This is a genomic window from Pseudomonas sp. EL_65y_Pfl1_R83 (genome assembly GCF_963970695.1).
Lineage (GTDB): Bacteria > Pseudomonadota > Gammaproteobacteria > Pseudomonadales > Pseudomonadaceae > Aquipseudomonas > Aquipseudomonas tritici.
In genome coordinates, this window is the sequence record NZ_CAXAQI010000004.1 from 183,765 (window position 1) to 197,185 (window position 13,421).

10 protein-coding genes and 1 pseudogene are annotated in these 13,421 nt (G+C 59.6%); 6 read left to right on the top strand and 5 right to left on the bottom strand.

All coding sequences use genetic code 11. The annotated features are described in order from the left end of the window. From AACY08_RS07345 to AACY08_RS07355, 3 genes are read left to right on the top strand one after another with little or no spacing between them, the layout of a single operon-like run. Positions 1–300 (top strand): sarcosine oxidase subunit delta, encoded by a 300-nt coding sequence (locus AACY08_RS07345; RefSeq protein ID WP_065939715.1) that lies wholly within the window; start codon positions 1–3, stop codon positions 298–300. Next, the gene (locus AACY08_RS07350) at positions 297–3,194 is read left to right on the top strand and encodes a 2Fe-2S iron-sulfur cluster-binding protein (protein ID WP_339468818.1); all 2,898 of its coding nucleotides are present in this window, start codon (positions 297–299) and stop codon (positions 3,192–3,194) included. The genes AACY08_RS07345 and AACY08_RS07350 overlap by 4 nt, the downstream gene beginning before the upstream one ends. A 3-nt stretch (positions 3,195–3,197) precedes the next feature. Further along, positions 3,198–3,764 (top strand): sarcosine oxidase subunit gamma, encoded by a 567-nt coding sequence (locus AACY08_RS07355; RefSeq protein WP_339468820.1) that lies wholly within the window; start codon positions 3,198–3,200, stop codon positions 3,762–3,764. Here AACY08_RS07355 and AACY08_RS07360 read toward each other — a convergent pair. Continuing rightward, positions 3,752–5,158, bottom strand: coding sequence for a purine-cytosine permease family protein (locus AACY08_RS07360; RefSeq protein ID WP_339468821.1), 1,407 nt, complete (start codon positions 5,156–5,158; stop codon positions 3,752–3,754). The two genes, AACY08_RS07355 and AACY08_RS07360, sit on opposite strands and share 13 nt — an antisense overlap. A 320-nt stretch (positions 5,159–5,478) precedes the next feature. Between AACY08_RS07360 and AACY08_RS07365 the strand changes: the two genes are divergently transcribed. Beyond that, positions 5,479–5,964 carry a flavin reductase family protein gene (locus tag AACY08_RS07365; RefSeq protein WP_339468822.1) on the top strand — a complete coding sequence of 162 codons (486 nt, stop codon included), beginning with the start codon at positions 5,479–5,481 and terminating at the stop codon, positions 5,962–5,964. 96 nt (positions 5,965–6,060) lie between these two features. On the opposite strand, the gene AACY08_RS30390 is transcribed toward AACY08_RS07365, so the two are convergent. Both AACY08_RS30390 and AACY08_RS30395 read right to left on the bottom strand, forming a co-directional pair. Further along, positions 6,061–6,828 (bottom strand): methyl-accepting chemotaxis protein, encoded by a 768-nt coding sequence (locus AACY08_RS30390; RefSeq protein WP_406984843.1) that lies wholly within the window; start codon positions 6,826–6,828, stop codon positions 6,061–6,063. A gap of 90 nt (positions 6,829–6,918) precedes the next feature. Beyond that, a pseudogene (locus AACY08_RS30395) lies at positions 6,919–8,007 on the bottom strand (cache domain-containing protein); the annotation flags it as partial. A gap of 188 nt (positions 8,008–8,195) precedes the next feature. Here AACY08_RS30395 and AACY08_RS07375 point away from each other — a divergent pair. Further along, positions 8,196–9,239, top strand: coding sequence for an LLM class flavin-dependent oxidoreductase (locus AACY08_RS07375; protein ID WP_339468824.1), 1,044 nt, complete (start codon positions 8,196–8,198; stop codon positions 9,237–9,239). Positions 9,240–9,440: 201 nt separating this feature from the next. Here the strand turns inward: AACY08_RS07375 and AACY08_RS07380 are convergent, their stop codons facing one another. Together AACY08_RS07380 and nhaA are read right to left on the bottom strand one after the other, a co-directional pair. Further along, positions 9,441–9,746, bottom strand: coding sequence for a YdcA family protein (locus AACY08_RS07380; RefSeq protein WP_339419505.1), 306 nt, complete (start codon positions 9,744–9,746; stop codon positions 9,441–9,443). A gap of 382 nt (positions 9,747–10,128) precedes the next feature. Further along, positions 10,129–11,322 carry a Na+/H+ antiporter NhaA gene (gene nhaA, locus AACY08_RS07385; RefSeq protein WP_339468825.1) on the bottom strand — a complete coding sequence of 398 codons (1,194 nt, stop codon included), beginning with the start codon at positions 11,320–11,322 and terminating at the stop codon, positions 10,129–10,131. 388 nt (positions 11,323–11,710) lie between these two features. Between nhaA and AACY08_RS07390 the strand changes: the two genes are divergently transcribed. Further along, positions 11,711–13,198, top strand: a complete 1,488-nt coding sequence (locus AACY08_RS07390) for a SulP family inorganic anion transporter (RefSeq protein ID WP_339469031.1) — start codon at positions 11,711–11,713, stop codon at positions 13,196–13,198. Positions 13,199–13,421: the final 223 nt, after the last annotated feature.

Genomic DNA, 13,421 nt, shown 5'->3' on the forward strand with positions numbered 1-13,421 from the left:
ATGAAAATCATGATTTGCCCGCTCAACGGGCCGCGCAATATCAGCGAGTTCACCTACGGCGGTGAATTCAAACCGATGCCCGACCCGGTGACCTGCAGCGATGCCGAATGGGCCGACTACGTGTTCAACACCGACAACCTCGCCGGTGTGGTGCGCGAATGGTGGATGCACACGCCGTCCAGCTACTGGTTCCTCGCCGAGCGCCATACGGTCACCGACGAGATCGTGCGCACCTTCGATCCGCGCGAAGTGTTCACCACCCGCGTCGACTTCACCACCGCCAAGGAGATCGCCGGATGAACCGCCTCCCCGCCCCCATGGGCCTGCTGATCCAGCGTGACCAGCCACTCGACTTCAGCTTCGACGGCCTGCCCTACCAAGGTTTGCAGGGCGACAGCATCGCCAGCGCCCTGCTCGCCAACGGGCGCTTCCTGATGTCGCGCTCGTTCAAATACCACCGCCCACGCGGCCCGTTGACCATGGCCGGCCAGGACGCCAACAGCCTGGTGCAACTGCCTCGCGAACCCAACGTATTAGCCGACGCCCACACGCTGTCCGCCGGCTTGGCGGTGACGGCGCAGAACGTCAACGGCTCGCTGGACAACGACAAGGACGCCTACCTGGGCAAGTTCTCCAAGTTCATGCCGGTGGGTTTCTACTACCGTTCGTTCTACAAGCCCAAGGGCATGTGGAAAGTCTGGGAGCCGATCATTCGCAAAAAGGCCGGCCTGGGCGTGCTCGACCTGACGTTCCAACCCGAGTACTACGACAAGGCCTACCTGTTTACCGACCTCGCCGTGATCGGCGCCGGCCCCGCTGGCTTGCAGGCCGCGCTGACCGCCGCGAATGCCGGCGCCAAGGTGTTGCTGATCGAGCAGCAACCGATCCTCGGCGGGTCGCTGACCTACGCGCGCTTCGATATTGCCGGCACCCGTGCCGACACCTTGCGCCGCGAGTTGCTGGGCACGGTGCAGCAACACGCGAATATCCAGGTACTCACCGACGCCACCTGCAATGCCTGGTTCACCGACAACTACCTGCCGGTGATCCAGGGCAAGCGCCTGTACAAAGTGCGCGCGCAGCAGTGCCTGGTGTGCAGCGGTTCGTTCGACCAACCGGTGGTCTTCCGCAACAATGACCTGCCGGGGGTGATGCTCACCAGCGCGGCGCAACGCCTGATGAAGCTGTATGCGGTCAAGCCCGGCAAGCGCGCGGTGGTGCTCACCGGCAACGATGACGGCTACCTGGCCGCCCTCGACCTGCATGACCAGGGCGTGGACGTGGCCGCTCTGGTCGACCTGCGTCACGCCCCGGCGGACAAAGCCCTGCCGGGCGCCCTGGCCCAGCGCAAGATCCCGTGTCTGAGCAACAGCACGGTGTTCGAAGCCCTGTATGAAAAAGGCCTGCGCCATGTGAAAGGCGTCGACGTGCGCCAGATCACCGGCCAGGGCCAGGTCAGCGCCAGCGGACAAGTGATCGACTGCGACCTGCTGTGCATGTCGGCCGGTTATATGCCGGTCTATCAGCTGCTATGCCAGGCAGGTGGCAAGCTGGCCTATGACGACTCGCGGGCAGAGTTCAGTCTCAGTGGCCTGCCGCGCAACCTGGGAGTGGCCGGTTCCGTAAACGGGCGGCATCAACTGGACAATGTGCTGGCGGATGCGACCAACGCCGCCGCCGACAGCCTGCGCGCCCTCGGTTTGAACAGCGCCAGCTCGCCTGCAGCGCTGCGCAGCGAAGCCCAGGTCAACTTCCACTGGCCGATCTTCGCGCACCCTAAGGGCAAGGATTTCGTCGACTTCGACGAAGACCTGCAAGTGGCGGACATCGTCAACGCCACCCGCATCGGCTACCGCGATGTGCAGTTGGTGAAGCGCTATTCCACAGTCGGCATGGGCCCGTCCCAGGGGCGCCACTCGGCGCTGCCGACTGCACGGCTGGTGGCCTGGGCGACCCAGCGTAATATCAGCGAAACCGGGGTCACCACCGCACGGCCGCCGTTCGTCGCGGAGAAACTCGCGCATGTCGCCGGGCGCGCCTTCGACCCTTACCGTCAAACGCCGATGCACGCGCGCCATGTGCAAGCCGGAGCGAAGATGATGCCCGCCGGTATCTGGCAGCGCCCGGCCTATTACGGCAAGACACAGGACCGCGAAGCGTGCATGCAGGCCGAAGCGCTGCACGTGCGCAACAAGGTCGGGCTGATCGATGTGTCCACACTCGGCGGCCTCGACGTGCGTGGCCCAGACGCCGCCGAATTGCTCAACCGTATGTACACCTTTGCGTTCCTCAAGCAGCCGGTGGGTCGTTCGCGTTATGCGCTGATGACCAACGAACACGGCGTGGTGATCGACGACGGCGTGTGCGCACGGCTGGCCGACAACCATTTCTACGTCACCGCCACCACCAGCGGCGTCGACCGCATCTACCAGCAGATGCTCAAGTGGAACGCGCAGTGGCGCCTGGACGTGGATGTAGCGAACGTCACCGCTGCGATCTGTGCGGTCAACGTCGCCGGGCCGGATTCGCGCAAGGTGCTGGAACAGGTGTGCAGCGATCTCGACCTCAGTGCCGAAGGCTTCCCCTATCTGGGCGTGCGCCAGGGCACGGTGGCCGGGATCAAGGCACGCCTGCTGCGGGTCGGGTTCGTCGGCGAACTGGGCTATGAAATCCACGTACCGGCACGCCACGGCCTGGCGTTGTGGGACGCGTTGATGGCGGCCGGCAAGGCCTTTGACATGCGTCCCTTCGGCGTCGAAACCCAACGCCTGCTGCGCCTGGAAAAAGGCCACGTGATCATCAGTCAGGACACCGACGGCATGACTCACCCGGCAGAAATCGACATGGGCTGGGCGGTCAGCCGCAACAAGCCGTTCTTCGTCGGCCGCCGCTCGGTGGACATCCTCGAAGCCCAGCCGCTGAAACGCAAACTGGTGGGCTTCAGCCTGCCAAAGGGCAGTGTGCAACCGCTGGAAGGCCACCTGGTACTCAACGGCGCGGACATCAGTGGCAACGTCACCTCGTGCGAATACTCCACCAGCCTGGGCCGCATCATCGGACTGGCCTATGCCGGGATCGATCAAAGCACACCGGGGCAGCGCATTCCGATTCGCGTCGAAGGCGGCATCGTCGTCCAGGCCGAGGTGGTGCAACTGCCGTTCTTCGACCCCACCAACCAACGCCAGGAGGGTTAAGCCATGACCAGTCTGAAGGCCCACGAATTGTTCACCCCGCCCTGCCAACTGCAAGATCAGACCGACCTGCCCCGGGTCGGCTTTCGCGGCGCACAAAGCGCCGAGTACCTCACAGCGCGCGGCTTCACGTTGCCAGGCGCGCCTAACCAAGCCTGCGAGCAAGCGGACGGCAGTTGGGTGGCGCGCCTGTCGCAGAACGAATACCTAGTGCTGGGCAGCCCACGGGATCAGGGGCAACGGATTGCCGATGAAGAAGCGCGTTGGGAACTGGACCACCGCGCCAACTACCTGCTGCCGCGCCAGGATAGCCATGCCTGTGTGCGGCTCAGCGGGGAGGTGATTGCGCAGGTGATGGCGAAGCTGTGCGGGGTGGATCTCAGTTTTCCAGCCTTCAAGCCGGGGATGGTGGCGCAGACGTCGGTGGCGCGGGTCAATGCGATTGTCATCCACACAAGCAGTGTGGAACTGCCGGCGTTTCATATCCTCTGGGATCGCGCCTCGAAGGAATACTTCGAGGGCGCGTTGCGGGATGCGCTGGAGGAGTTCGGCGGGGAGGCTCAGTCGGTGTAGCCCAACCGCGCCGCCCTGACCTTTTGGGTGTGTTGACGTGTCGCCAGGCAGTAATACAACGGGCACGTCACCACCAATCCCACCAGCCACGACAAGTCCGCGCCTTCCACCAGGTTGGCCCACGGCCCCACGTACAGCGACGTATTGGCAAACGGCAGTTGCACGATGATGCCGATGAAATACGCCACGATCGCATGCAGGTTGAATCGACCGTAGATTCCACCGTCCGCCCGGAAGATTGAGGCAATGTCGTAGGCGCCGCGCTTGATGATGTAGAAGTCGATCAGGTTGATCGACGCCCATGGCACCAGTACCAACAACAGCGCAAGGATCAGGCCGATAAATTGCGAGATGAAGTCGGCTGACGCCCCCAACGCCACCACGCAGCAACCGGTGAGGACGACGCCCGACAGCACCACGCGCACCTTGATGCTCGGGGTCCATTGGCTGGCGAAGGTCTGGATCGAAGTGATGATCGACAGCACCGCGCCATACAGATTCAGGGCGTTGTGGCTGATGATATTGAGCAGGAACAGCACCATCAGGATCGGCCCCAGGACGCCTGTTGCCTGCTTGACCGCGACCATGGCTTCGGTGCCTTCGGGTGTGGCCAATGCGGCCACCAGGCCAAACGCGAAGGACAGGATGGTGCCGAGGGTCGCGCCCAGGTAGGTCGCGATAAAAGGCCGCGCAATGCCGATATCGGCCGGCAGGTAGCGTGAGTAGTCGCTGGTGTAGGGCGAAAAGCTGATCTGCCAGATCACGCCCAGCGACACAGTAGCCAGCCAGCCAGCCACGTGGAAGCCGCCACGGGTGAGGAAATCCGCCGGCAAGTCGTGGGCGAAGATGTAGATGAAGCCGGCGAGCAACGCGCTGCCCATTACCCAGGTGCCGATGCGGTTGAGGGTATGGATAAAGCGGTAGCCGATCACGCCGATGGCGGTGGCGCTGAGGGCGCCGATCAGGATGCTCGCCGGCACCGGAACCGAAGGCACAATGCCGACGATCGACTTGCCGGCCAGCACGATATTGGAGATGAAAAAGCCGATGTAGATCAGTGCCGCAAAAAACACGATCAGCAGCGCGCCATAACGGCCAAACTGACCACGGCTCTGGACCATCTGCGGAATGCCCATGCGTGGGCCCTGAGCCGACGCAAGAGCGATCACAATGCCGCCGAGCATATGCCCGAGGGCAATCGCCAGCAGCCCCCACATCAGGTTGAGATGAAACACCTGGGCCACCATGGCGCCGGTGACGATGGGCAGCGGTGCAATGTTGGTGCTGAACCATAAGGTGAACAGGTCGCGGGCCTTTCCATGGCGCTCTGCGAAGGGGACGTAGTCGACCGTGTGATTCTCGATCAAGGGGTCTTGCCGGGACATCTGGGGCATGGAAATGAACTCGCGCTTGTCTGATCTTATAGTTGTTTGACGCCAAACCGGGGGAGCTTCATGGTCACCCTCAGATGAACACCATATTATGGTATTCCAATATTTCCACAAGACTGATCCGCAGTTTCGGAGCGCATCTGATCCGTAATTGTGCCACATGACGTCGCGCCTTCTCCCGACTGATTCCCCGTATTTATTGACTGTACTACCGGTATTTGACGTTCATCGGACGGTTGAAAAAGCTGTTGCACAGATTGTATTACGGTATACCATCAGACCTACAAGACTCATAAAACTGCTTATTTTCAGAGGACCGTCCCATGATCGATGCCGCTATCTACAAACAAGTGATGGGCTCGTTTCCGTCTGGGGTCACCGTGATCACAACGCTTGATGACGACGGGCAAATCGTCGGGCTGACCGCCAGCGCTTTCAGTTCGTTGTCGATGGACCCGGCCTTGGTACTGTTTTGCCCCAACTACAGCTCCGACTCGTACCCGGTATTGATCAAGAACAAACGCTTTGCCATCCACGTGCTCTCCGGTGGGCAGCAGACCGAAGCCTATGCCTTTGCGCGCAAGGGCAAAGACAAGGCCCAAGGCATTGAGTGGACATTGAGCGCACTGGGCAACCCGATTCTGGCCAATGCCACAGCGGTGATCGAATGCGAGTTGTGGCGCGAATATGAAGGCGGCGACCACGCAATCATGGTCGGCTCGGTGAAAAACTTGATCGTGCCCCAGCAGAACGCCGGGCCACTGGTGTATTGCCACGGCAAGATGGGCGCCCTGCCCTTGGTTGCCTGATCCCCGACACCTTTCTGAAAACACCGAAGATCAAATGTGTGAGCGGGCTTGCTCGCTTCCACATTCGAACCTACTCCAAAGGGAGGGCGGTGTCAGTCAGGTTCGGAAGCGGCTGACCAATTGATTCAACGTCTGCGACAGCGCCGTCAATTGCTGCGCATCCTGGCGCGTGGAGTCGGCCAGGCTCGCTACTAACTGCGCATCCCCATGAATCTGACTGATGTGCCGATTGATGTCTTCGGCCACTTGGTGCTGTTCTTCAGCGGCGGTGGCGATTTGCGTGTTCATGTCGCGGATCACGTCGACCGACTCGCGGATCAGGCCAAAACTGGCCCGCGCGTCGTTGATCGACACCACCGTTTCCTGGGAAACCTCCAAGCTCGCATGCATCTGCTTGCCCATCTGATGAGTGCGGCGTGCCAGGTTGCCGAGCAGTCCGTCGATTTCACCGGTGGAGTCGGAGGTGCGCTTGGCCAGTGCGCGCACCTCATCCGCCACTACCGCAAAACCGCGACCCTGTTCACCCGCCCGCGCGGCTTCGATAGCGGCGTTCAGCGCCAACAGGTTGGTCTGCTCGGCGATGGAGCGGATGGTGCCGAGGATCGACTGTATGTCATTGCTGTCTTTTTCCAGCTGCTCCATGGCCTGGGCGGAGTGGCCGATTTCCTCGCTCAAGCGCCCGACACTGCTCACCGCCGCGTCGATCTGCTGCTGCCCGGTATGGGCCTGACGCTGACCGTTGTCGGCCGAGTCGGCCGCCTGGCTGCAGGAGCGCGCGACTTCGTTGGAGGTGGCGACCATTTCATGAAACGCCGTGGAGACCATGTCCACCGCTTCGCGCTGGCGCTCGGCGACTTCGGCCATCTCCACCGAGACTTCAGTGGCACTGCCTGAGCTGGTGTGAATCTGCGCGGCGGCCTGGCCGATACGTTGGATCAGCGTGCGGATGGCTTCGAGGAACTGGTTGAACCAACCGGCAAGCTGCGCCGTTTCATCGCGACCTTTCACCTCCAGGCGCGCGGTCAAGTCACCTTCACCTTGGGCAATGCCTTCCAGGCCGCTGGCCACGCCACGAATCGGCTTGACGATCAGCCCGGCAAACCAGGCGCCGGCCACCGCGAACAACACACCGCACACCAGCGCGATGGCCGCAATCAGCCAGGTCAGGCGTGCTGCGCCGGCCATCACCTCACTCTCACGCACCAGCCCGACAAACCGCCAGCCCAAGGCCTTTGATGGCCATACCAAGGCCATATAGCGCTCACCCGCCAGTTCGACTTGCACCAGGCCCTCGCCGGCTTCGCTCAACTGCCGATAGCCTTCCCCCAGCTCGCCAAGCTTCTTGAAATTGTGGGACGGGTCATTCGGGTCCACCAGCACGGTGTTATTGGCCTCCATCAGCATCAGGTAGCCGCTCTCGCCCAGCTTGATCTGCTTGACCAGGTCGGTCAGTTGCTTGAGGGACACGTCGATGTTCACCACCCCGCTCGCCTTGCCCTGGCGGTCGTTGAAGCTTTGCACGGTGCTGACCAGCACCACATCGTCGGCGGCCCAGTAATAGGCTTCAGTGCGCAGGGTCTTGCCTGGCTGGGCCATGGCCGTTTTATACCAAGGCCGCGTGCGTGGGTCGTAGCTGGCCAGCTTGGGGTCGCCGGGCCAGAACACATAGCCGCCGTCCTCGGTGCCCAGGGACAGATAGGTGTAGGCCGAGTGACTCTTGGCCAGCCCCTCGAACAACGTGAACAGTTGCCCGTCACGCGCACCGGGAGCGATCTGCGCCGCATCACTGGCCAGGTAGCGTTTCACGTCACCATTGATACTCTGCAACTGCGGGTGTCCGGCCAGATAGGCGACGTTCTGGCTGATGCCTTCAAAAAACAGCTGCATCGCATTGTCCACCTGGCGGATCTCGCGCCCATTGCTGTCGACAAAGCCGTCCCTGGCCTCATGACGCACATTGAGGATGATCAGCACAGCCACCAGAATCACCGGCAGGCTGGCGATCACCGCAAAGGCCAGGATTAATTTTTGTTTTATGTTCATCGAGCTCGCCTTCCTTGTGAGGTGAGGGTGCAACCGTTGGAGAGAAAAGTTTTGCGGATATTCCGTATTATGGTATACCAACAATCAATCCGCCGAACAGCCGTTATCACCGGCACGCGTCACATTGGCGAGAGCACTTAAGGGCCCGCAGTCGACAGGCCGATCACAATAGATCCGAGGTAAGCGTCATGAAGTTTTCCCTGTTCGTACATATGGAACGTTGGGATGAGAGTGTCAGCCATCGCCAGCTATTCGAAGACTTGACCGAACTGACCCTGATGGCCGAGGCCGGTGGCTTCAGCACCGTATGGATTGGCGAGCACCACGCCATGGAATACACCATCTCGCCAAGCCCGATGCCGCTGCTGGCTTACCTCGCGGCCAAGACCACCACCATTCACCTGGGCGCTGGCACCATCATCGCGCCGTTCTGGCATCCATTGCGGGTGGCAGGCGAATGCGCCCTGCTCGACGTGATCAGCAACGGGCGTATGGAAGTCGGCTTGGCCCGGGGTGCCTATCAGGTCGAGTTTGACCGCATGGCTGGCGGCATGCCCGCCTCAAGCGGCGGTCAGGCCCTGCGCGAGATGGTACCGGTGGTGCGTGCACTGTGGAAAGGCGACTACGCCCACGACGGCGATATCTGGAAGTTCCCCACCTCCACCAGCGTGCCCAAACCGATCCAACAGCCTAACCCGCCGATGTGGATCGCCGCCCGCGACCCGGACTCCCACAACTTCGCCGTGGCCAACGGCTGCAACGTAATGGTCACGCCGCTGATGAAGGGTGATGAAGAAGTCCTCGACCTGAAAAACAAATTCCAGGCCGCTCTGGACAACAACCCTGACGTACCTCGCCCGCAACTGATGGTGCTGCGCCACACCCATGTGCATACGGCTGACGACCCGGAAGGCTGGAAAGTCGGGGCCAAGGCAATCTCGAAGTTCTACCGCACCTTCGATGCCTGGTTTGGTAACAAGAGCGTGCCGGTCAACGGCTTCCTCGACCCTAGCCCGGAAGAAAAATTCGCCGGTCGCCCTGAGTTTGAACTGGAAAGCCTGCATAAGACTGCGATGATTGGAACGCCGGAAGAGATCATTCCGCGCATCCAGTACTACCAGGAGCTGGGTGTCGACGAGTTCAGCTTCTGGTGTGACAACAGCCTGTCCCACGCAGAGAAGAAAAAATCCCTGGAATTGTTTATCAAGCATGTGGTGCCGGCGTTTCGTTGAGTACGCGGCGAACTGCGTAGATCGAAAAGCTGCGGACACTGGGTGAAGCCGGGGCACAACGCTTGTCCCCCGCCCCTCACCGCTCTTACGGGCTCGGGCAGAATCCATCTGCCTGGGTTGCTGGATAAGGCATAAGCGCCTGCGCAGAGAGCCGCATCAATGGGCAATCATGCGTGGTGCATGTAAGCGCAGGCGATGATGTCAACGACGCCGATAACTTTTTTGCCCGGAAGGCGTGAGGCAGTAAACCCCACCCCTTGGTCCGGTGCAGTAAGCACCACTGCCGCAGCCGCAGCTATCTTTAAGATCTTGCAGCGGTTGCAACGCGGGCCGTGCCTGGCGATTGCCGATGTAGGCCGGACAACTTTTTTTCGAAGCACTGATGGAGCCGTCGTTGCACAGGAACGCGTCACCATCACAGCCCGCAATCCCACCCTTGCGACCTGAACAAGGCGTATTGGCAGCCAGGGTGATCGTGCTTGATAGCATCAAAACGAGGCCCAGCATCACTCTACGGTTGTAAGAACGAGACATTGCGGACACTCAAAAAGGGTGGCTTGATGCTATCAACCTTTGCCTGGCTTTAAAAATAGTCCGTTGTTCTATAAAGACGCCTAACAGGTGAAATGGCTCAGATACTGCTTGCGACTGACGGCGTTTACAAAAAAGACACTTAAGCGTCTATTTCATAAATCGCAGGCAAAAAAAGGCCACTCACCAGAGTGGCTTTTCTTGCCGGAGCAGGAAATCATTTAATTCTGGATTTGTTTTCGGAGCATCTCAAGGCCAAAAAATTAATCGAACATCAGCCTTCGTGATGCCTGAACCCCTCGGCGCGACTGGATGCTCATCCCCCCATGCAGTTATCAACGGACAGATAAGCTCAGGATTAACGTTTAGCCTTCAAAAGAACAGCCACACCGAGGACAGCGGAAAGAATAGAGCCCATAAGCACGCCAACCTTCACCTCATCGACCAAATGCGGGTTATCCGGGAAGGCCAGCGCCCCGATGAACAGGCTCATTGTGAAACCAATGCCGCACAGCAGCGCTACACCGTACAGCTGAGACCAATTACATTGCTCAGGCAGCTTGGCCAGCCCTGCGCGAATCGCCAACGCAGCCAAACCAAACACGCCAATTTGCTTGCCTAACAATAGCCCAAGCGTAACCCCCAGAGGTACCGGGTCGATCAGGTTATTGGGCGAGATACCGGCAAGAGATACACCCGCATTGGCAAAACCGAAGATGGGTACAACGGCGAAAGCGACCCACGGGTGCAGCTTTTCTTCCAAGTGGATGAGCGGCGATTTGCGCTCGCTGCTCGCCGCCCGCATCGGAATGCACAGTGCGAGAATGACACCTGCCAGGGTTGCGTGGATACCCGACTGAAGCATAAAGAACCACAGCAGACCGCCCGCTATCAGGTAAGGCCAGAGCCGGGTCACACCGAATCGGTTGAGCATCACCAGGAACACAATAACGCTCAGTGAGGCCAGCAACATGCTGACCGACAAGCCGCTGGTGTAAAACAGGGCGATGATCAGTACGGCGCCAAGGTCATCAAGAATCGCCAGCGCGGATAGAAAGATTTTCAACGAAATGGGCACACGTTTACCGAGCAGCGACAGTACGCCCAAGGCAAACGCGATATCGGTCGCTGCAGGAATAGCCCAACCCCCCAAGGTTTCGGCATTGCCCCAGTTGACCGCAATGTAGATCAAAGCAGGCACCAGCATACCGCCTACCGCGGCGAACCCTGGAAGTGCGCGCTGGCTCCAGCTCGATAATTGGCCAACCAGCATTTCACGCTTGATCTCCAACCCGACCAACATGAAAAAGACAGCCATCAGGCCATCATTGATCCAGTGCTCAATCGAGAGGCCAACGACTTTTACGTGCAGTGACGAGAAGTAAATGTCTGCCAACGGGGAGTTGGCGACGAGGAGTGCTATCGAAGCAGCGGCCATGAGTATCAGGCCACCCGCGGATTCCGCGGCCAGGAATCGGGAGAAAAAAGCACGCGTGTCGCGTGATTCACGATGGCCCTGGTTTTTATCAGGACGTGAAGATTTCAAGCTCATAGGCACAGCCACTCCGCGCGGCGGCCCGACCTGCGCTGAATTAAACCTGCCCTCCCGCGTTTTGCGGTGACACCCATGGGCGCATTCTACATGATACGTTCGTGCAAACCCGCCTATCGGTTGTGCGCGTGCGCTACTGCCGGTTATTATCCTGCGGTCTATCGACGACACGCCAAAGGAGTTACCTTGCCCCGTTCCAGCTGGCTGCCTACGCCGCCATAGCGCACCGCCCCCTCGCACGCCCCTGACCGCCCCCTAGCTGCGGTCGTATTTTGCCGCGCCTGCTTTTTTGGCCGCAGCCACTCCACAACTCAATTGAAGACAGATACACACGCACTGCTCAGCGCCCACCGCTGCGCGGGATGTGGTACCTGCCATGGGTGAATCAATGTTTGAAAAGATCAAAGTCGCTTGGCTGTCGAATATCCGAGCCGATGTCCTCGCGGGCCTCGTTGTCGCACTGGCCCTTATTCCAGAGGCTATTGCCTTTTCTATTATTGCCGGCGTCGACCCAAAGGTTGGCCTTTATGCCTCTTTCTGTATCTGCACTGTGATCTCGTTTGTCGGGGGGCGTGCGGCGATGATCTCGGCGGCCACCGGCGCCATGGCATTGCTCATGGTCAACCTGGTCAAGGATCACGGCCTTCAGTACCTCCTCGCCGCCTCGCTGATGTGCGGCGTACTTCAAATCATCGCGGGCTATCTGCGGCTGGGCGAGCTGATGCGCTTCGTATCGCGATCAGTCGTCACAGGTTTCGTTAACGCCTTGGCGATCCTGATTTTCATGGCGCAGCTGCCAGAACTCACCGGGGTAACCTGGCCCGTTTACGCCATGACTGCTGGCGGACTGGCGATTATTTACCTGTTCCCAAGGCTGCCGGGCGTAGGAAAACTGCTCCCCTCGCCGCTCGTATGCATCATCGTGCTGACGGCGATTTCGATCTACATGGGCCTGAATATACATACGGTAGGCGACATGGGTTCGCTGCCTGATAGTCTGCCGATATTCTTGTGGCCAAGCGTGCCGCTAAACCTTGAAACACTGATCATCGTACTGCCGTACTCTGCCGCGCTGGCAGTGGTCGGTTTGCTGGAGTCGATGATGACAGCAACCATCGTCGACGACCTGACAGACACGAGCAGCGACAAGAATCGTGAATGCAAAGGCCAGGGTATCGCCAACATCACCAGCAGCCTCATTGGCGGCATGGCAGGCTGCGCGATGATCGGGCAGTCGATGATCAACGTTAAATCTGGCGGACGAACCCGCTTGTCTACGCTGAGTGCAGGCGTTTCACTGCTGATCATGATGATCTTCATGGGCGACTGGCTCGCCCGCATACCGATGGCCGCGTTGGTCGCCGTGATGATCATGGTCTCCATCAGCACCTTCAGTTGGGACTCCATCCGCAATCTCAAAGACTATCCGCTCTCAACGAACATCGTCATGCTGGTCACGGTGGTCGTGGTCGTCGCGACCCATAACCTGGCCTACGGCGTTGTCGCAGGCACCTTGCTGGCCGCCATGTTCTTCGCCAACAAGATCGGACATTACCTGGAGGTCACTTCTCAGCGTGACCCCGCACATGCCCATCGCACTTACTACGTCACAGGCCAGGTGTTTTTTGGCTCTGCGGACAGGTTCACTCATTCGTTCGATCTTAAGGAACGACTGGAGACCCTGACCATCGATCTTCGAGAGGCCCACTTTTGGGATATCACTTCAGTCGCTGCGCTCGATAAGGTCGTGCTCAAGCTACGCCGAGAAGGGGTTCACGTAGATGTCATCGGGATGAACCAGGCTACGTCCACGATCGTGGATCGCTTTGGCGTTCACGACAAACCCGATGGCATAAATAAGTTGATGGGGCATTAAGCGGGCCCGCGCAAACCTGTTCATTGCACTCAATCGAATAGATTGCAGCCCACAAAGACGTCATGTGACGGTGACATATTCGATCGAAGGGCTATGCAATCGGCAGGTTTTGGCGGTTTTGTTCTAAAAGCTTGTTAGGATACAGGCGTTTACATCTCGTTTTACCATAGGAACAGCGGGGATAATCACAACTACACGTTAAGACGTGCCAACAATAAGGAGA

Bases quoted from the DNA above. Each gene is read 5' to 3' on its own strand.
- AACY08_RS07345 (WP_065939715.1), top strand. From the start codon at position 1: ATGAAAATCATGATTTGCCCGCTCAACGGGCCGCGCAATATCAGCGAG.
- AACY08_RS07350 (WP_339468818.1), top strand. From the start codon at position 297: ATGAACCGCCTCCCCGCCCCCATGGGCCTGCTGATCCAGCGTGACCAG.
- AACY08_RS07355 (WP_339468820.1), top strand. From the start codon at position 3,198: ATGACCAGTCTGAAGGCCCACGAATTGTTCACCCCGCCCTGCCAACTG.
- AACY08_RS07360 (WP_339468821.1), bottom strand. From the start codon at position 5,158: ATGCCCCAGATGTCCCGGCAAGACCCCTTGATCGAGAATCACACGGTC.
- AACY08_RS07365 (WP_339468822.1), top strand. From the start codon at position 5,479: ATGATCGATGCCGCTATCTACAAACAAGTGATGGGCTCGTTTCCGTCT.
- AACY08_RS30390 (WP_406984843.1), bottom strand. From the start codon at position 6,828: ATGGCCGAAGTCGCCGAGCGCCAGCGCGAAGCGGTGGACATGGTCTCC.
- AACY08_RS07375 (WP_339468824.1), top strand. From the start codon at position 8,196: ATGAAGTTTTCCCTGTTCGTACATATGGAACGTTGGGATGAGAGTGTC.
- AACY08_RS07380 (WP_339419505.1), bottom strand. From the start codon at position 9,746: ATGCTGGGCCTCGTTTTGATGCTATCAAGCACGATCACCCTGGCTGCC.
- nhaA (WP_339468825.1), bottom strand. From the start codon at position 11,322: ATGAGCTTGAAATCTTCACGTCCTGATAAAAACCAGGGCCATCGTGAA.
- AACY08_RS07390 (WP_339469031.1), top strand. From the start codon at position 11,711: ATGTTTGAAAAGATCAAAGTCGCTTGGCTGTCGAATATCCGAGCCGAT.